17 protein-coding genes are annotated in these 18,584 nt (G+C 40.0%); 4 read left to right on the forward strand and 13 right to left on the reverse strand.

Going from position 1 to position 18,584, the window contains the following annotated elements; genetic code table 11:
* Positions 1-36 precede the first annotated feature (36 nt).
* The 7 genes from MED121_RS17000 to MED121_RS17030 all read right to left on the reverse strand — a co-directional run bounded on the left by MED121_RS17000 (position 37) and on the right by MED121_RS17030 (position 5,733).
* Positions 37-411, reverse strand: a complete 375-nt coding sequence (locus MED121_RS17000) for a CbiX/SirB N-terminal domain-containing protein (protein ID WP_009834980.1) — start codon at positions 409-411, stop codon at positions 37-39.
* A 131-nt stretch (positions 412-542) separates the two neighbouring features.
* Positions 543-1,028 (reverse strand): topoisomerase DNA-binding C4 zinc finger domain-containing protein, encoded by a 486-nt coding sequence (locus MED121_RS17005; protein ID WP_009834981.1) that lies wholly within the window; start codon positions 1,026-1,028, stop codon positions 543-545.
* A gap of 16 nt (positions 1,029-1,044) precedes the next feature.
* The gene (locus tag MED121_RS17010) at positions 1,045-1,428 is read right to left on the reverse strand and encodes a hypothetical protein (protein ID WP_009834982.1); all 384 of its coding nucleotides are present in this window, start codon (positions 1,426-1,428) and stop codon (positions 1,045-1,047) included.
* 21 nt (positions 1,429-1,449) lie between these two features.
* A complete protein-coding gene (locus MED121_RS17015) occupies positions 1,450-2,175 on the reverse strand; it encodes an HAD family hydrolase (RefSeq protein ID WP_009834983.1) in 726 nt (241 codons plus the stop codon).
* A gap of 5 nt (positions 2,176-2,180) precedes the next feature.
* On the reverse strand, positions 2,181-3,182 hold the full coding sequence (hemH, locus tag MED121_RS17020) for a ferrochelatase (protein ID WP_009834984.1): 1,002 nt from the start codon (positions 3,180-3,182) through the stop codon (positions 2,181-2,183).
* Positions 3,183-3,898: 716 nt separating this feature from the next.
* Positions 3,899-4,729 carry a hypothetical protein gene (locus tag MED121_RS17025; RefSeq protein WP_131470999.1) on the reverse strand — a complete coding sequence of 277 codons (831 nt, stop codon included), beginning with the start codon at positions 4,727-4,729 and terminating at the stop codon, positions 3,899-3,901.
* Positions 4,730-4,797: 68 nt separating this feature from the next.
* A complete protein-coding gene (locus MED121_RS17030; RefSeq protein ID WP_009834986.1) occupies positions 4,798-5,733 on the reverse strand; it encodes a chemotaxis protein CheV in 936 nt (311 codons plus the stop codon).
* Between the two features lie 115 nt (positions 5,734-5,848).
* Between MED121_RS17030 and MED121_RS17035 the strand changes: the two genes are divergently transcribed.
* Positions 5,849-7,042, forward strand: a complete 1,194-nt coding sequence (locus MED121_RS17035) for an HDOD domain-containing protein (protein WP_009834987.1) — start codon at positions 5,849-5,851, stop codon at positions 7,040-7,042.
* Positions 7,039-7,830: a TatD family hydrolase gene (locus tag MED121_RS17040; RefSeq protein ID WP_009834988.1), complete on the forward strand. Its 792-nt coding sequence runs from the start codon at positions 7,039-7,041 to the stop codon at positions 7,828-7,830. The genes MED121_RS17035 and MED121_RS17040 overlap by 4 nt, the downstream gene beginning before the upstream one ends.
* Positions 7,831-7,852: 22 nt before the next feature.
* Here the strand turns inward: MED121_RS17040 and MED121_RS17045 are convergent, their stop codons facing one another.
* From MED121_RS17045 to MED121_RS17070, 6 genes are all read right to left on the reverse strand, one after another.
* Positions 7,853-8,122: a glutaredoxin family protein gene (locus tag MED121_RS17045; RefSeq protein ID WP_009834989.1), complete on the reverse strand. Its 270-nt coding sequence runs from the start codon at positions 8,120-8,122 to the stop codon at positions 7,853-7,855.
* Positions 8,115-8,780 (reverse strand): TetR/AcrR family transcriptional regulator, encoded by a 666-nt coding sequence (locus MED121_RS17050; RefSeq protein ID WP_009834990.1) that lies wholly within the window; start codon positions 8,778-8,780, stop codon positions 8,115-8,117. Before MED121_RS17050 ends, MED121_RS17045 begins: the two co-directional genes overlap by 8 nt.
* On the reverse strand, positions 8,758-11,373 hold the full coding sequence (locus tag MED121_RS17055; RefSeq protein WP_009834991.1) for an EAL domain-containing protein: 2,616 nt from the start codon (positions 11,371-11,373) through the stop codon (positions 8,758-8,760). Before MED121_RS17055 ends, MED121_RS17050 begins: the two co-directional genes overlap by 23 nt.
* A 137-nt stretch (positions 11,374-11,510) precedes the next feature.
* A complete protein-coding gene (locus MED121_RS17060; protein ID WP_009834992.1) occupies positions 11,511-13,838 on the reverse strand; it encodes a DNA polymerase II in 2,328 nt (775 codons plus the stop codon).
* Between the two features lie 3 nt (positions 13,839-13,841).
* Positions 13,842-16,307, reverse strand: a complete 2,466-nt coding sequence (locus MED121_RS17065) for an FtsX-like permease family protein (protein WP_009834993.1) — start codon at positions 16,305-16,307, stop codon at positions 13,842-13,844.
* Positions 16,304-16,990 carry an ABC transporter ATP-binding protein gene (locus MED121_RS17070; RefSeq protein WP_009834994.1) on the reverse strand — a complete coding sequence of 229 codons (687 nt, stop codon included), beginning with the start codon at positions 16,988-16,990 and terminating at the stop codon, positions 16,304-16,306. The genes MED121_RS17065 and MED121_RS17070 overlap by 4 nt, the downstream gene beginning before the upstream one ends.
* A gap of 34 nt (positions 16,991-17,024) precedes the next feature.
* Between MED121_RS17070 and MED121_RS17075 the strand changes: the two genes are divergently transcribed.
* Together MED121_RS17075 and MED121_RS17080 are read left to right on the forward strand one after the other, a co-directional pair.
* Entirely contained in the window at positions 17,025-17,633 is a 609-nt protein-coding gene (locus MED121_RS17075; protein ID WP_050764609.1) for an arylesterase, read from the forward strand.
* Positions 17,634-17,647: 14 nt separating this feature from the next.
* A complete protein-coding gene (locus MED121_RS17080) occupies positions 17,648-18,583 on the forward strand; it encodes a D-2-hydroxyacid dehydrogenase (RefSeq protein ID WP_009834997.1) in 936 nt (311 codons plus the stop codon).
* Position 18,584 lies beyond the last annotated feature (1 nt).

Here is an 18,584-nt window from a genome sequence, read left to right on the forward strand (position 1 = left end):
TAAAACGTGGATGTCATTAAGATAAATGGCTGGCATCTAGGTCTCATCCAACTGATTGGCAATTATTTCCAGCATTGCATTTTGTAATATGGGGCTATCTCCAACAGGCTTAAGTAATTCTATGCTAAGAGAGTCTGTTGCTAATGCCTTGATCTGCTTTGGAACATCCACCCTTAAATGTCGCCCTACCGCTAAAAAAATAGGTAAGACAGCAATACGGCCAACTTGCGGTAAGCTTAGAACCACTTCTTCTAAAGTCGGTTGAGTCAGCTCCATAAAAGCCAAACTGGTTTTACCTTTGCCACACTTTTCTTCAACACTTGCCTGCAAAGCTTCAAATGGCTGCTTCCATACTTTATCTGGACTACCGTGGGCAAGCAAAATCACATGGTCAAATTTCGTTAAATTCATCGAACTACCTATTAAATCAAGGTGACATTCTAGCCATCATTAATTAGAAAAAGAAGATTGAAATAAAAAAAGCTTTAGATATGAGGTGATCACTTGCAAAGTTGCGCATTAAATCAACAGTTTTAAAGACTTCACTTCCTCAAAACAGGCTTACCCTCATGATCGTTTAAAGTATGGCGACAATCTGGAAATTTAACGCACCCCCAAAAATGCCCCTTCGGGCCTTTTTTTCTCACTAAATAGTGGCCACATTTTCGACAAGGGAATTTTTTTTGAGGTATTGGTACCCCTGAATCATCTTCTACAGTGACTTTGCAATCTGGGTAGTTCGTACAGCCCCAGAAAGTATTTTCCTTATGCACATGTTTTTTTAAGGGAGATTGGCATTCTGGGCACAAATAACGCTTGGCTCGAACAGGCTTCCCGTCTTTATCATTGGCACTATAGTCACATTTAGGAAATTGACTACACCCCCAAAACGCCCCATTTTTCCCTTGACGCTGTTGTAAAAAAGACTGGCATTTGGGACAACGATACCTGACGTTAGATTTCTCAACATAGGTATCTTCTTGCGCGACAAATTCCTTGACCCAAGGGTCTGAATCTTTATTCGCCATTTATCCCTCATACTCTTTAAATGGAGTCATTTATATTTTCATCTTGAGTATTTGCGTTTTCTTTTGTGCAACTTGAGTCAGAAAGATCACAAGCAAAGTCTTTAAGCTTTTCAGAGCCCTCTTCTGCCAGCTGTTTGGATGCAGAGCCAATCTCCTTCATTTTATCCCAAAAGATTTCGCCGGACGCTTGTGCTTTTTCATTGGCTTGATCACCTAACTCAGAACCTTTTTCCAATAAGTTCTGGCCAATTTCACTACTCTTTTCTTTCGCTATTTCAAATAGCTCTAACGCACCTTCTTTGGTTTTATCAAGCGCTTTATCAACATCCGTATCATTAGCCTGCGTTATCGGAGAAAAAAGGCAGCCAATTAAGAGTCCATAATTTAGCAATTTAATCATATGATATCGCCTTGGTTTTATTCAGATTGGCGTCACTGTATTTTGAGTTAGCCAGGGCAGTAATTGTGCAATAGTATCAAATGTTTCGATTTCTCCATAAGGCAATAATTCAACCTCTGATACCTCTTCATGTGCCCAGGTACTATGGTAGGGAACATGAATCGCTTTTACACCAATATCTAATAAAGGCAACACATCTGAGCGCATTGAGTTACCCAGCATCAGAAAGGTTTCTTTAGGAATTTGATATTGATCTAAAATAGCCTGATACACTGCCGGTTTTTTTTCTGACACAATTTCTATGTAATCAAAAAGATCTGCAATACCCGAACGAGCCAATTTACCTTCTTGATCCAGCAAATCCCCTTTGGTAATTACCATAAGTTGGTAATGACCTTTCAATTTTTTAATCGTTTCTACAACATTTGGCAATAAGTGTATCGGCGCGGCAACCATATCCTTTGCCAAAGTAATAATGTCATGTATTTCATGACCCTGAATTCGCCCTTCGGTTAACTCAATCGCCGTTTCAATCATAGATAAGGTAAAACCTTTAATACCGTATCCAAAAACAGCCAAATTTCTCACCTGAATCTCGGCCAAGTGAGATGAGATATACTCTTTATCATGATATTGAGTCAGCATGTTTATAAAGGTTTCTTGAGCCTTCATAAAAATTTCTTCGTTTTGCCACAAGGTATCATCTGCATCAAAAGCGATGGTAGAAATTGGACGCTTACCTTCCATTCTTGTCACTCAGCTAAACTCCATTGTTTAGAATTTTCATTAATTAGTGATTCATACAAAGCCACTTGATCGTCACTATCGTTTAAGGCGGGGATGTAATCATAAGCTTTGCCGCCTGCCTCTTCAAAAACCTCTTTTAGCTCAAAGCAAATCTCTTCGAGGGTTTCCAAACAGTCCACGGCAAAAGCGGGGCTAATCACATTAAGGTCTTTTATTCCCTTTTTTGCTAACAAGGCTAGCGTTTCATCCGCATAGGGTTTTAGCCATTCTTCTCTGCCAAATCGAGATTGATAAGAATGTGTCCACTCCCCTTCTTTTAATCCAAGCTCTTGTGCAACAAGTTCGCTTGTTTTATGACAACGACTCGCATAAGGGTCGCCATTATCAACATAGCGCTTTGGTATTCCATGATATGAGAAGAGCAAATGTCGTTTTTCACCTTGTTTATCCCACTGAGCCCGTACACTGTTGGCAAGTGCCTTGATATAAAGAGGGTGGTCAGCATAATCACGAATAAAATGCATTGCTGGCCAATCAGATGATTTTGATAAGGATTTAAAGACGGCATCATAAACTGCAGCAGAGGTAGTACCAGAAAATTGAGGGTACATAGGGATAATCAGCACTTTTTTTACCCCTCTATTTTTTAATTCAGCTAATCCATTTTGAATACTAGGACTGCCGTAGGTCATCGCCTTAACCAGATCGATGTTTTTACCCTTTTCGGTAAAACGGGTTGCTAGCTTATTTTTCAGTCGATTACCTAAAACAAATAAAGGGGAGCCTTCTTCCATCCATACTTTTTTATAAAGTTCAGCAACCTTGCTAGGGCGAATATTTAAGATCACAAGGTTTAATATGGGCTGCCATATCAAGGGATTCAAATCGACAACACGTGTATCAGAAAGAAACTCTCTCAAATACCTTCTAACAGCCTTTTTTTCTGGCGCATCAGGTGTCCCTAAATTAACTAGTAAAACACCGTAATCTGATGAAGTTTCGTTCATTTATTATCCACTTTTAAACATTATGATGAGCGAGGTAAAACCTAAAAACCACTCTAAAAATATGTATATAAACACAGTTAAATATTATCATGCGCCAACGAGCAGAAACAAGCCAAGCAACTAAATGAAAACGTCTAGGGAAGCTGTGATTAAATCACCTCTTCTCAGTCTTATCGGAAAAAGTGTCAAGCAAGGCGTATCTTAGGGAACCTGCGATTAAGTAACCTCTTCTCAGTCTTTTCAGAAAAAGCGTCAAGCAAGGCGTCACTTTGATGTAATGTAGGCACCTTTCGAGAAGGGGCAACACAGAATGACGCTTTTTCTGAAAGACCCGAAGGGCGTGGTCTAAAAGACCTATCTTTAAGTTGAGGGCCTTATCAATAGAATAACTATTAAGTTTCGCCCCTCGCCATAAATCTAGAGACTTTTATCCACACGCTGAGACGGGTGGACTTATTCGCAGATTCCTTAGCTAATCTAGGTCCCTTTCAAAAAATCACACCGCAGGGTGACACTTTTCTAGATGACGCTTTCTAAATGATTCTTTTCTAAATGATTCTTTTCTAAATGACACTTTTCTAAATTAAACATAAGGCGTGACCTAAAAGCCTTATCTCCAAGTTGAAAGCTTGATCAAGGATTATGTTGCCCCTATCCCCTTAAATTTTAGGTCTTTTATACAAATACTGAGCACAGAGACTTCATTCGTAGACTGTCTAGGAGAACAGGTATCTTAAAATACAAGCTAACAGATATAAGACAAGGATGTATTTAAGCCAAACATGATCGCCTTCACTCCCATGACGCCTTACAAAGAGATGCCCCATAAAAGCAAAAACAAAGAGAAATAAAGATAGGGGCCAGCAAATATAACCCAGCATCCATACAGATAAGTCTGGCGCCAACTCTAAAATAGAAAGAGGAATCCCTGGAAACATAAACCCAAAGCTTGCAGGTAAAGCTATAAACAAACTTAAAAAAGCAACGCCTGTTGCACCATTCGCCCTTGTTAAAGCACTGGATTTAACTTCTATCCACTCTCTCCCATCTCCACCAAAAATAACAGACAACACATTCAATCCATAAGGGTATGACTTAAACGACCCCAAAACCCTTTCTCCTTGCGCTTGATGATTAAACACCTTATGGGGTCGAACCATTTGATATAAAGAGACCAGAATAAAAGCAGCCAAAATCGAATAGTAAAGCGGCAAAATAAAAGTTGACGGAATAATAGTGAGCACTTGTGCAATCAATAAGGCACTAATTGCATACCAAGTAGCACATTTAGTCAGTCGAGTCATGTCCTCAGAGTCAGATAATCTCGCCTGAGTAACAAAACCAATAAGACTAAATGGCAAAACAGAAACTATACTTGAGGCAATTAAAATCAAAATAATTTGAGATAAGTCATACGCTAAATAAGAATGAAACCCTAACACCCCAGGAATAATAACGATCGAGATACTGATAGATTGCAATCTCGAAAAAACACCAGAGACAAAAGCTAATGCCCCAATAGAAGCCAGAATAAAAATACTGTCCAACAATTTTCTCCCGTCAAAAAATAAGGCAGCGAAAGCTGCCTTATTTTCAAACAATTTTATATAAAGATTTAATCTCGACTCACTACATCACGAATACGGTCTTGCACTATGGTAGCCAGCTTATCAGGCTGGAATTTTGACAAGTAATCATCACAGCCCACTTTTTGAACCATTGCTTTATTAAAACTACCACTTAAAGATGTGTGTAGAACAATATAAAGGTCTTTGAGCCTAGGATCATCCCGCACTTCTTTTGTAAGTCGATAGCCATCCATTTCAGGCATTTCAGCATCTGTAATCATCATTAACAATTTGTTAGGGACATCTTCATTATTAGCAGCCCACTTTTTGAGCATTTCAAGGCCTTTTTTACCATCTGTTGCTGTGTGCACCTTAATACCAAGTGAGTCTAAGGTCGTTTGACACTGGTGCAGGCCGACCGAAGAGTCATCAACAACCAAGACTTCCAAACCTTTAGCCAAAGACAATAAGTCCTGATCAATAACTTCATCACTAATACGGCTGTTATAGGGAGAAATTTCAGCCAGAACTTTTTCAACATCAATAATTTCAACAATCCGCTCATTTACCTTAGTGATCGCTGTTAAGTAGTTTTGACGGCCCACTCCATCAGGTGGAGGCAAAATTTCATTCCAGTTCATATTAATAATGCGGTCTACTTCCCCCACCATAAACCCTTGAATAGAGTTGTTGTATTCAGACACGATTAAGTTACAGGTTTGTTCGCCTGAAAGCGGGCGCAAGCCAATTGCTTGGGATAAATCAATAACCGGAATGGTTTTACCACGAAAATGGGTCACCCCACCCACAGATGGATGACGTTGTGGCATGAGGTTTAATTTTGGTAATTGAACAACTTCTTGCACTTTAAACACGTTGATTGCAAAAAGTTGCATTCCGTTGAGGCGAAACATCAATAACTCGAGTCTATTTTCCCCTACCAGTTGCGTCCTCTGATCTACGGCTTCTAACATTCCCGCCATGCGTTACTCCAAAGTTATTAAATCTAGCATTGTGTTTATTATAAACATGATATTGAATTGCGTAAGCTGTTACAGTATTAATTTAGTTAATGACCACTTTTTTTGAGATTTTTTCATGCCAGAATCAACCGTGCTACTTGCACGACAAGCAATTTTAAATAGACAAGGGCATATTGAGGCCTATTCGATACTGTATCCTGACAATAAGCATTCTGACATAGAAAGCAGCAACAGCTTATTACACTCCTTAATCACGGATCTTGATCTTGACATTGTAACGAATAATACCAAAGCATTCATTGACATTAGCATTGACGTTTTACTAAAACCACCCGCATTTTCGCTGGACAATTATGTGCTATTTTTTAAGGCCCCGTCACCTTTTCCTGACAGTTTAATCGAACATATCTCTCTTATGCACGAAGACGGTTATAAATTAGGCCTAATTAATGCAAAACCAGACTCAGTCCCCTTAGAAATAATGCCCTTTATTAGCTACATAAAATTTAATCTTAAAGAAATGGGCATACGTAACACGATTAAATTACTTGAAGATCCATTTTATAAAGATGCCTGCTTGTTGGCGAGCCAAATAAACCTGAGCCAACACAATGATGCTGCCCAGCAAATCCCTAAAATTTCACTTTTCTCAGGCAATTTTCATACGGCAAAAGAAGATGTGCATGGTAAAAAAGCACACCTATATAAAGCACTCGTCATTGAGTTTCTTGCCAAAATAAATGAAAGCAACAGCAACATTTTTGAGCTGGCAAGCATCATTGAAAAAGACGCTACGCTTGCTTATAAAGTCATCAAACTAACCAAAAGAGCTCCTAGCTACCAAAACTTTCAGGTTTCAAGTGTTCAGAGGGCCCTTGAGGTAATTGGCCTTAGGGACGTGATGAAGTGGTTCAGCATGGCGATTTTCAATTCCATCGATGGAAAACCCGACTGCCTATGTCAAATGGCATTAACCCGGGCGATCTTTTGTCAACAGCTAGCAAAGACACTCTACCCAAACGAGCCCCATGCCTTTATTGTTGGTTTGTTCTCATATTTGCCTTCCTTCTTTGGAGAACCTATTGAGAAGCTATTAAACGACATCCCACTTAACGACAATTTAGTACAAGCCTTAAGCAAATTTAAAGGCCCTCTAGGGAATACATTAAAAGTCGTACAGCAGTACGAGAGAGGTCAATGGGATGACCTGCCTCTTCAAGCACTTTCAAAAGTGAATTTAGATAAAGCCCGCATGCGGGACATGTACATAGAGAGCATAAAACAAGCTAAAGAGTTGCAGTATATATGATTGATATTGGCGTAAATTTAACTCATCCGTCACTTTTAAAAGAACTAGAGTCAAACCAATTTCAGTGGCAAGAGAATGGTGTAGAAAACATAATTGCCATCGCTTCTGACCTTGAAGAGAGCATTCAAATCACTCAGCTTTCAAACCAATATAAAGGCATTTATCACACGCTAGGTTGCCACCCTCATCATGCAGATTCTTGGCAAGCAGACTCTGCCACTAAGATAAAGACCCTATTCCAACAATCCAATAAAGTGGTAGCGATTGGTGAGACAGGGCTCGACTTCAATCGCAACTACTCCACGCAAGTCAATCAAATAAAGGCTTTTCATGATCAAATTGCGCTATCAAAAACGCTTTCCTCGCCCCTGTATTTACATGAAAGAGACGCAGAAGATTCACTATTAGGCATATTAAACGAGCACTTTGATAAAAACGTACCTGGTGTTCTACACTGCTTCACAGCCAGTAAGGAAACGCTTAAACGCTACTTAGACATTGGTCTTTATATTGGCATCACTGGTTGGATATGTGACGAAAGAAGGGGGCAAGAGCTTCAAGAAGCGATCAAATACATTCCAAAAGATCGCATTTTAATGGAAACAGATGCCCCTTATCTTTTACCAAGAGATATCCGACCTAGACCAAAAAAAAATCACCCTAAGTTTTTACCTCATATCATAAAACAAGCGGCTTTTTTTGCAGAGATAGAAGAAAGCGAGCTAATTCAATTAAGCATTGAGAACACACAACGCCTTTTTGCAATAAAAGGCATTGGCACTCATTAAACCATAAAGAAGGCAAATCACTTTAGCGTAAATAGCGTCGTTTTGATGCTTTCTGTCGCCAAACTCGCTGAATATCTTGCCTTTCAAATGGCCAATTAAGCTCAACATCGCCCATTTTCATCACAGGTATTCTAGTTGCCATACTGCTAAGAAGTGTTTCATCTTCAACAATATCAACTTTATTAATAATCACACCACTAGGAAGAGACGACTTTCCCAATATCATGGCTTCATCACATAAATGGCACCCTAAAGTGCCATATAAAAAAACGTCAGGTTTGTCTTCATGCATAATCGTTTTTAGTTTGATTGAGCGATAGCACAGAGACTGGCAAAGTATAAAGTGGTGTACAAGGACATACTCTTTGGGCCGCTTCTTTTGCTATCGTTGGTGGTACACCCACCAATCTTAATACAAGTTCAGAACAGCTTACAGCAATCTCTTGACCTTGCTCTTGATTTTCTAATGCCTGCCTTAACAAGCCAAACATACCTTTTTCAACAAAGTTAACGACTACCTCGTCAACATCAATAGAAAACAGGCCTTTTGCTTTGCCTGCTTGCATTATGGGGGATAATAACTGGTCAACCCCAGGTTCAAGACGATCAGAAAACTCAGTTCCGCCTAAAATATATTGAGCCCAAACCGCCTTTGAGTTCGCCAACTCAAAGAAATACTTAATCAGCAGCGTTAGTTGAGAAACCGGATCCATCTCAACTTTTAAGAGCGCTTCTAAATCATGGTAAAGTACGTCACTCAACACCTTTTTAAGATCGTCTAACGCAGCATCTTTACTATCAAAATAGTTGTAAAAAGTACCTATACTGACGTTTGCTAATTTTGCTATGTCCTGTACACCAACCTCGCTCCAGTTAGATTGCAAGATCATAGTTTGCGCAGACATACGTAATCTATCTAGGGTTAATTCACGTTTCATAGGTGATTTCATGTTTTGTTCCAATAATATTCCGTTTATTGTCATATCCTTTGTACCACAATCTAAAGTCTGTCTCTGACATTGGTTTTGCGAAATAAAACCCCTGACATAATTGGCAACCATAACCTGCAAGTTGTTTCGCCATTTCCAAGCTTTCAACCCCTTCAGCAATGACTTCCATATTCAAAGTCTTACCCAGCAATACCGCCGCCTCAACTAGACTTGCATTGTGTTGAGCCTTGTCATCCTTAACTAAAAATCCTTTATCGATCTTCAATTCAGTAAAAGGCAATTCTTTAAGATACACTAAAGATGAATAACCCGTTCCAAAGTCATCCAGCGCCATTTTAACTCCCAAATCCAACAAGTCTTCAAGAGCATTACGGCTTTTTTCTATATCACCAATTATAGCAGTTTCAGTAACTTCGAACGTTACTAACCTTGGTGGAACTTGATATTCTTCAATAATACGAGAGACTTCTTGTATCAAAAATTCATCTGACAGATTTCTTGCAGATAAATTTATCGATATCGGTAACTCCTGCCCTGTATTTTTGTAATTCCTCTGATAAAAAGCACAAGACTCACGTACCACAAATGCGGTTAATGCGGTTATCAAACGACACTGTTCAGCAATAGGGACAAACAAATCTGGCGGTATCCAGCCTAACTCCTCATCATGCCACCTAACAAGTGCCTCCACCCCAAACAACTCCCCTGTGTGGGTATTGATTTGTGGCTGAAAGGCAAGCTCTAAACTGTCATCATCTAACGCCATCTTTAACTTGGACATAATAATGCCTGTTAATTCAGGATCTTGGCCTAATTTATTATGGTAATGTAACACTTTAAGACGTCTTTGTGATGCTTCTTTGGAAGCAACTTGCGCACGCCTTATTACACGGTCAACTTTTTCGAGGTCGTGCAGTTTACTTACCCCAATTGTTAAGTCTATATCTAAGAATAAGCTCTCATATTTAAACGGCCCACTCAGGCTCGTATGCAGCCAATTTAGCTCATCACTAATATCGTAATCATTTGGTGTAATGAGAATAAGACATAAGTCCAATGAATCTAATACAACCGCCCTGTCCTGACTCCATTGATAATCCAACTTAAGATACTGAGACTTATTCCCTAACAAGCGCCTTATTCTGTCATGCAGTTCATGCACCATGGATTCAGCAACTTGCTGTCCAAATGAAAGCACTTGAGCGTAATAGCCCTCAAAATGAATTAAAACAGCACTTGTACAATAATCAGCAGGAATGTCTGCACTTAATTTTGGCCAATTCGTTAGTAGAACATCCTTTTTCGGTAAGTGAGAGACAGGATCATGAGTCGCTTGAAACAGCATATGCTTTTCAACGTGCACTCTTTGCTCAGCCTCCTTATGACTTTTTAATGTCGCCAAAATTCGCGCTTGACGCTCACTTTCAAAACGACAAATCATTGCCGTCGATAAAAAGAATATCTCCAACACAGAAGCAATCATATTGGCATTATTTACTAAGGGCGTAGAAGGAAGCACACCATAGACACCAAGCACAACCACACTGACACCTAAAGCCATTACCAGCCAAGCTAATGCAAAATACATTTCTCCTTTTAGCTGGCTTTTGTTATTAAACCAATAACCCACGGCGAGATAAAAACAAAAGAAGTTGGCAAAAAGAATAAAAACGCCACTAATCTTGCTTAATGGCATATACCACTGTGGGATAAGTGAAATCATCAAACCTACCATGGCCGCCATTTTTAGAACATCAGAGGCAATTTTCACATAACCATTTTCAAGCTTGATATAGCTACACACAAACACGAGCTGAAAGTAAATCAAGGTATAGGAAAACAAATTGGTAGAGACTTGATTCCACTCTGGGGCTGAGGGCCAAATCCAGCGAAATAACAAACCATGCAGATTTAACGTTAGCCCTAAATTGGCGAGGATATAGATGCCATAAAGCAGATAGTTCTTATCAGAATTAATCGCAACAATAATCAGGCTCATCAGGATCATAAGCCCCATATAACCTGAAAAAGCGCCCGTATATAAGGTTTCAGCGGCCTCGTCTTCAATCAAGTCTTCATATTGTTCAAAATACAGCGGTACTTTAAGGGTGCCGCTACTTTTAATTCTTAAATAAATATTTGACTCATCTACATCATCAGCTAATGCAAATGCAAAGTTGGAAACCTTTACCCGCCGATTATCAAATGGCCGTGCATCGCCTGTTTTCTCATGGCGAACAACCTGATTAGCGGCAACTTGATAAAAATCTATTTCATCTAACAGCGGGTAATTGATAACAAGAAATTGGCCAGGCTTTATACGTCCGAATAAAGGTAATTTAATCCAGTAACTGGATCGTGAATAGCCAAAAGAAAGGGCGTCTGAGCTTTGTGTGGGAGAATGCCAATCATTGACAGGAAGAGCAATGATATCATTAAGACTTAAATCATCATCTGAAATATACACTTGATAATCAATGGCATAGTCAATATTAGATTTATTAATTCTATGCTCATTTAGAGACCATACAAAAAAAAGTACAGCAAATAAGATACCAGCTAAAATCGCAACCCTTACGTTAGCAAATGTCATTCCATTGTCACCAAGCAATTACCTGCAATGCAATCTATCTTAAATTTAAAGGCTTAATCAATCTTTTTATCTGATTTTGACGTAAAACCCCTCTCACATCTTGCATCAACACGTTTCTTTGTTTGTTTTCTAAGCACTTATAACAAGCCTAACTGCTTTGACGTAATCTGAGTTAAGTTAGTACCAAATAGATTAAGCACACTGTCAGCAATGGGTTCTATTTGCTTTTCTAAATAATGATCGTAATCAAGGTTATTTAAATCTTTACTATCCGTGTAGGGCTCAACCCCTTGAGTTGAGTAGAAATATTGAACACTTTGCCTGCCCTGATCAAATTCAGGCTTAACACCCAACGCCATTCGCCTTTGATCGGCGATGCGTGCCGCTCTTACATGGGGGGGAGTGACTTTAGTGTATTCACTTAGCGGTCGAGAAAGTCGCTTTTGATAAACCAGCTGCTCGTTAAACTTACCTTGATATAAGGCTTCTACTATTTCTTTGATAAAAGCCTCAGGTGATTCATCATTGAATAGCTTTTCAAATAAGGCTTTTTGAAAATGTCTTGCAAAAGGGGTCCAATCACTTCTCACCGCCTCCAAACCCTTAAAGATCAGCTCTCCTTCTGCTAAACCCGCATAACGTTTTTTGCTTCCTTCTGCCTGCCCTCTAATAGTTGGCATAAAAAAGCGATTGTACATACGCTCAAATTCCAACTCTAAATAACAATCAACTTGATAGGTTTGCAAACACCAAGTTTTCCACTTTTGGTTAATTTCAGAGCATAGCTGCTTGCCTTTATCTCTTATTTTAGCGTCACTTAGTCCTGGGTCTTCAAACACAACAAACAGAGAATCCGTATCACCATAGATGACCTCTGCTTGCGCCTCTTCAAACCAGGCTTTCGTCAAATTTAGAATTTGATGACCGCGCATTGTAATGGAACTAGCCAGTTCAGGATGATAAAAGCGGCATAGGTTTGAGCCTAAAACACCATAAAATGAGTTCATGATAATTTTAATGGCGTAACTTAATATCTGATTATCTTCTTGCTTAGCCTGCTCCCTTGCCTGGGCTAATTCACTGATTAAATCGGGCAAGATCCCTGAATCTTTATCATAACTCGCGCCTAAAAAGCCCTCGACTCGCCGATCAGACGGCTTAACCCTAGCGAATGGATCAATTAAAAATGTACGAATAATACTGGGATACAGACTTTTAAAATCAAACACCAAGACATTTTTATAAAGTCCTGGTTTTGAGGACATTACAAAGCCGCCAGGGCTTGCTATAAAATCATCTTTAGAATAATTGGGGGCTGCGATATTTAGTTTATGCAATAAAGGTAAGTATTGATTTTCAAACGCTTGTACTGAGCCCCCCGTCTGGGACAAAGGTATACCCGTTAAATCGACCCTTGTTTGCTGTAGTTCAATCAGTTTGAGCTTTTTAAAAATACGCCATACCAGCCAACAATCTTGCAAATTATATTCAACAAAGGCTAACGGCTCTTGTTCATATAACCTTTCTATTTCTTGCCAACGCTGACTGCCATGCAGTAATTTTCCATCTGCCAGTATTTCACGACTCACATTTTCAAGACTATAAGATTCAAAATGATAGCCAGCTACTTTAAGGAGATCAATTCCATCTAGCACCGCCCTACCTGGGATACTGATAAAGCGCTTAGCAGAACCATCCCTCCCTCGTACATTCCAGCTTGCCCCATTGATACCAAAGGCTGGCTTTAAACCAAATGCTTGACACCTTTGATCAATAAAATTTAAATCAAACCCAATCACATTCCAACCAATAATGATGTCAGGTGAGGCTTGTTTAGTGAATTTCATAAACGCAAGTAAGAGGCTTTTTTCATCATCAAAACACGTCACTCTTACATCATTAAGTGGCTTTTTAGACACCATAAAACACATTTCAAGCGCTTCGCTAACCACGGCAATAGATAAAATAGTGTTTCTAGACACTGAGGTTTCAATATCAAGAGACCAAACATGCCAACTTGGTGAGAAGTCCGTTGGCATCATACGAGCTTGTTCTAATGTTTTTTTATCTTCAGACAATTGACCTTGTACTTTTACTGCGCCACGTATCCCTCGTTCCATGATGTACCTGTCTTCGGGTCTAACATCATGCTCGTAATAAACAAAACCATGACGCTCTAACAAACGTGTCACTTGAGATTGAACCTGAAGACTATCACAACTAAGCAGTACTAAGGACTCATCGTAAAATGAATGATACTGGTGTTGAATCACTTGGATACAAGGAAGATCTTGTAAAAGCGACATAGCTGTGTGGTCAACAAAAAAGATACATTGCTGCTTTGCAGGAACCACTTTTAAACAAGTCGTATTGGTTTTGACCCAATAAGCGGTTTCAATTTTATAGGCTATATCCTTACTCTGTCGGGTAAGAATATAGCCATCTAACTCAATTAGATCAGGCATACTTTATAAAGCTTGCAACATCCTCATAGGGGCGACTTTTAGCACTGAACGTCCAGCAAATAAACCAATGCTAGTAACAATAACAAAGCCTAAAACAGGGCCTAATAACCATAACATAGGATGGAAGCTTGCACTTAGTTCGAATAAGTAAACCTGCAAGCCAAATAAACACGCCTCAGCAGCAAGCGCGGCAATAAAGCCTGCAAAAACACCTAAAAAGCCAAATTCAACCAGCATAGCCTGCTGTATTAAACTTTTACTGGCACCCAGTGTTCTTAATAGCGCACCTTCTTCAAGTCTTTCATCTAAGCTAGCCCTAATGCTTGCCACTAATACCAAAGCACCCGAAGCGACAATAAAACCAAGCAAGAGTTGAATTGCCTGAGACACTTGAGCAATGATCAATTGTATCTGCCCAATTAAATCTCCAACATTTAATAAAGACACGGTCGGATAGTCAGACATCCCCTGATAAAAAGCCTGTTTATGCTCATTAGCAACATGCACGCTGGTAATATAATTTGTTGGAAAATCTGACAAGATAGTTTTAGGTAAAATGAGGTAGAAATTTGGCCTCATCGAACTCCAATCCACCCGCCTAATTGACGTCACTTTTTGAGTATATTCACGGCCACCAATAAGCAGGGTGATCTCATCACCCAACTCAACATTCGCTTCTTCTGCCGCCTTTGATTCAATCGAAAAGCCATTTTCTAAGGGGTTAAACACCCCTTCAAGGATTTCATTATCAACCCCTAATGTGTCAGTCCAAGTTAAATTCAACTCCCTCGACATCATTTCTGGTTTTTCTTTCCCCTTACCAAAAAGCTCATCGGCTCCTTTTTGATTTATTTGAGTGACTCGACCAAGCACCATGGGATACCAGTCAGACTCTTCTATTTCAAGTGTAGACATCATGCCTTGTAGCCGAGCAACATCCTCTTGTTGAATATTGAATAAATAATGATTAGCAGCCCCTTCAGGCAACTGAGACTGCCAATCTGAAATCAAATTACTTCGTACACCAGTTAGAATCAGCACCAACATAATGATGAGGGTAAACACCAAAAGCTGGAATAAATTAGATTGCAAACGACGATGCAGGGCTGCCAAGCCAATTTGCCAGCCACTTGTCGCCCCTGAAGTAAACTGTCGGCCTAACTTAAATAAAACAAAGCCAATGCCCGCCACTAAGACGGAGACAATTAAGATACTCAGCACCATCAATATCGGCAACAAAAATCCTTTTGTATAAATCACCATCAAGGCAAACATGCCAATAAAGCCAAAGACATAAAGTAATAAGGTTTTTCCTTCAAGACGACCCATAGGTTGCAATACGCTTAAAGGAGAAACCGTCAGAAGCCTCGTCATCAGCGGTAAACAAAACGCCACTAAAGATGTAAACCCTGTTAGCACACCCAGCCAAATTTTGCCTAATCCAGGCTCTGGTAATGCGGTAGATAATAACGCCTCTAGTGAGTAAGCAATAAATGCTTGCACACTCCAACCCAATAACAGGCCGACTAAAGAACCAAAAATAAAAATCGACACTAATTGCCAAGTTAAAATTGACGCGATTTTTTTAGGTGTTGCCCCTAAGGTTTTCATCACAGCCACTTGGGCAAGATGCCTTTTAACATATCGATTTGACGCTAGGGCCATAGCCACGCCAGCCATTACAACGGCTAAGGTGCCGGCTAACAATAAGAAAGATTCTGCTCTGTTGATCGTTGCGCCAATGCCTCTTCCACCCGCTCTTGGACTACGCCACTGTTGATTTTCATTTAATTTTGGCGTGACCCATTCTTGCATCTCCTGCAATAGATCCGCATCACCTGCCATCAACAAGGCATACCTGACCCGACTACCAGGCTGAATGACCTGTGTTTTATCAAGGTCTTGCCAATTAATTACCGCCCTTGGTGCAATCGCAAACGCACTTGCACTTGAACCTGGGTCTCGAACTAGATAAGAAGTAACACGAAAATCAGCCTCACCTATTTGAATATCATCGCCAATCTCAACCTCAAGCAAACTTGCCAATCGAGACGAAACCCAAACCTCTCCTGCTGCCGGCCCTCTATCAGAAACAAAGCCTGTTCCAAATAGCTGCGTATCGATAAGGTATTCGCCACGCAATGGATAGGCTTTGGTGACCGCGCTGACTTGCGATAATTGTAAACCTGCCTCGGTAAAAACCATGGTAGAAAACCAAGCTCTGTTAGCCGTGTTTAAACCACTTTCATCCGCCTTCAGTTGCCACTCATTTGGCAATTTTTTTGAGCTACGCACTACCCCATCAGCCGCTAATAAGGTAGCCGATTGCAATTCAAAAGACGCTTGCAGTCGATCAATAAACAGGCTAATACCGGTCACAGTGGCAACAGATAACACCATGGCCAAAGCCAGAGTCATGACATCGCCATTGCGTAACTCTCTGAATAAGAGTTTTAGAGCAAGTTTCATTCTGCCTCACTTAAGCGACCTGCGCTCATAATGAGTTGACGTTCGCATCGTTTTGCTAAGGTTGCATCGTGAGTCACCATCACCAAGGTTGTACCTAAAGAACGGTTCAGATCAAAAATTAAATCACTGATTACGTTACCCGTCTCTGCGTCTAAGTTCCCCGTTGGCTCATCAGCGAATAAGATCTTAGGCGCGGATGCAAAGGCTCTTGCAATGGCGACCCTTTGCTGTTCGCCCCCTGAAAGTTGCCTCGGGTAATGTCCCACCCTATGGGACAAACCGACTTGTTTTAAAAAACCTTCTGCTTTTTCTCTGGCTTTTAGATCACCACTTAACTCTGCCGGCAACATGACATTCTCTAGCGCACTTAAACTTGGCAGCAAATGAAAAGATTGAAATACAAACCCTACATATTGCCCCCTTAACTTGGCTCTTTGCTCTTCATCTAAGCGAGATAAAGCGGCATCATAAATATAAGCTTCACCTTGAGAACACACATCCAAACCAGCAATCAAGCCAAGCAACGTCGATTTACCAGAACCGGATGCACCGACAATTGCAACTGACTCACCCTCCTTGATTTCCATATCAATTCCTTTCAATATAGAAAGATCACCCGCACTTGTGTTGACGGTGTGAACCAAATTTTCTGTTCGAATTGCAATTGCCTTTGAATCACTCATAAATCAACTTTACTCTTAAAAATTGGCGAAAATAATGTCTAGCTTAATACGATTGTGCCTTACACTTTTCTGTTCTTTTTTTCTATCAAACAGCCAAGCCACCACCATTTTAGTCATGGGTGATAGCTTAAGCGCTGCTTATCAACTTCCCATCGAGAAAGGCTGGGTACACTTGCTCGAGTCACATATAAAACAACAAGATACTAATATTAATATCATAAATGCCAGCATTAGTGGCGAAACGACCCAAGGTGGCGTCTCTCGATTAGCCCCTTTACTAAAAGAAGCCCCAAACATTGTCATTTTAGAATTAGGTGCAAATGATGCCCTTCGTGGCTACCCGCTAAAGACCACTAAAAACAACCTAATTAAAATGATCACTGACAGCAAACAAGCTGGTGCCAAAGTCTTGCTGATTGGCAATCAGATTCCACCTAATTATGGCCGTCGATATGCCAATGCTTTTTTCACACTGTTTCAAGATATTGCAGAGCAAGAAGAGATTCCACTTGTTCCTTTTATGCTTGATAATGTTGCGCTTAATCAAGACCTTATGCTCAATGACGGTTTACATCCAAATGCCCAAGGCCAAACCCAAGTATTAAAAAACATTATGCCTAAAGTCTTGTCACTTCTTAACTAAATTAAGGAAATAGTATGAAAGCTGTATTTTTGGACCGAGCTAGCTTCCCAGATAGCATTAGTTTTAATTATCCAAGTGATATTACTGTCACCGAATATGACAATACTTTAGCGGAGCAAGTCGAAGATAGAATACAAAATGCTGATGTAATTTTAGTGAATAAAGTGCAGTTAACTCAAACGAGCCTATCAAAATGTCACACATTAAGTTTGATATTGGTCACTGCCACAGGCACCAACAATGTCGATTTAGATTACTGTAAAGCACATAATATTACCGTTAAAAATGTATCTGGTTACTCTATAAATAGCGTGCCAGAGCATACTTTTAGCCTTTTACTAGCGCTAAAGCGAAACCTTATTTCTTATCAGCAAGCGGTTCAAAAAGGAGATTGGGGACAATCAGCGCATTTTTGCTTTCATGATTACCCCATTACTGACCTTGCTGGGTCAAATTTGGTTATTTTTGGCAAAGGAGCCTTGGGTAAACAAGTCGCAAAAATTGCAACCGCATTTGGTATGCAATGTTATTTTAGTGAACGAAAAGGCGCGAGCCAGATAAGAGAGGGATATATTGCCTTTGATAAAGCCCTAAAGCTTGCTGATGTCATCAGTTTCCACTGCCCTTTAACCCCTGAAAACCAGCACATGATTGATGCCGCAGCGTTTACTAAAATGAAACCGAATTGCGTCTTAATTAATACAGGACGTGGCGGTTTAGTAGAAGAAAATGCTCTGGCAAACGCAATTCGAACCAAGCAAATAGCAGGCGCAGGCTTTGATGTTGCTAGCATAGAACCCATGCCTAACAACCACCTTTTACAATCACTTAGCCAAGAGCCTAACTTTATTTTAACCCCGCATATTGCTTGGGCGAGCCACAATTCAATGCAAACCCTCGCTAATACCTGCATCCAACAACTTAATGACTTTGTGAATAAGGTTAAATAAC

The organism is Marinomonas sp. MED121, from assembly GCF_000153025.1.
In the GTDB taxonomy this organism is placed as follows: Bacteria; Pseudomonadota; Gammaproteobacteria; order Pseudomonadales; family Marinomonadaceae; genus Marinomonas.

What these genes read in the sequence shown, in the direction of transcription:
- MED121_RS17010 (WP_009834982.1), bottom strand. Translation starts at nt 1,428, where the DNA reads ATGATTAAATTGCTAAATTATGGACTCTTAATTGGCTGCCTTTTTTCT.
- MED121_RS17040 (WP_009834988.1), top strand. Translation starts at nt 7,039, where the DNA reads ATGATTGATATTGGCGTAAATTTAACTCATCCGTCACTTTTAAAAGAA.
- hemH (WP_009834984.1), bottom strand. Translation starts at nt 3,182, where the DNA reads ATGAACGAAACTTCATCAGATTACGGTGTTTTACTAGTTAATTTAGGG.
- MED121_RS17015 (WP_009834983.1), bottom strand. Translation starts at nt 2,175, where the DNA reads ATGGAAGGTAAGCGTCCAATTTCTACCATCGCTTTTGATGCAGATGAT.
- MED121_RS17050 (WP_009834990.1), bottom strand. Translation starts at nt 8,780, where the DNA reads ATGAAATCACCTATGAAACGTGAATTAACCCTAGATAGATTACGTATG.
- MED121_RS17035 (WP_009834987.1), top strand. Translation starts at nt 5,849, where the DNA reads ATGCCAGAATCAACCGTGCTACTTGCACGACAAGCAATTTTAAATAGA.
- MED121_RS17030 (WP_009834986.1), bottom strand. Translation starts at nt 5,733, where the DNA reads ATGGCGGGAATGTTAGAAGCCGTAGATCAGAGGACGCAACTGGTAGGG.
- MED121_RS17065 (WP_009834993.1), bottom strand. Translation starts at nt 16,307, where the DNA reads ATGAAACTTGCTCTAAAACTCTTATTCAGAGAGTTACGCAATGGCGAT.
- MED121_RS17055 (WP_009834991.1), bottom strand. Translation starts at nt 11,373, where the DNA reads ATGACATTTGCTAACGTAAGGGTTGCGATTTTAGCTGGTATCTTATTT.
- MED121_RS17060 (WP_009834992.1), bottom strand. Translation starts at nt 13,838, where the DNA reads ATGCCTGATCTAATTGAGTTAGATGGCTATATTCTTACCCGACAGAGT.
- MED121_RS17070 (WP_009834994.1), bottom strand. Translation starts at nt 16,990, where the DNA reads ATGAGTGATTCAAAGGCAATTGCAATTCGAACAGAAAATTTGGTTCAC.
- MED121_RS17005 (WP_009834981.1), bottom strand. Translation starts at nt 1,028, where the DNA reads ATGGCGAATAAAGATTCAGACCCTTGGGTCAAGGAATTTGTCGCGCAA.
- MED121_RS17080 (WP_009834997.1), top strand. Translation starts at nt 17,648, where the DNA reads ATGAAAGCTGTATTTTTGGACCGAGCTAGCTTCCCAGATAGCATTAGT.
- MED121_RS17000 (WP_009834980.1), bottom strand. Translation starts at nt 411, where the DNA reads ATGAATTTAACGAAATTTGACCATGTGATTTTGCTTGCCCACGGTAGT.
- MED121_RS17075 (WP_050764609.1), top strand. Translation starts at nt 17,025, where the DNA reads ATGTCTAGCTTAATACGATTGTGCCTTACACTTTTCTGTTCTTTTTTT.
- MED121_RS17045 (WP_009834989.1), bottom strand. Translation starts at nt 8,122, where the DNA reads ATGCATGAAGACAAACCTGACGTTTTTTTATATGGCACTTTAGGGTGC.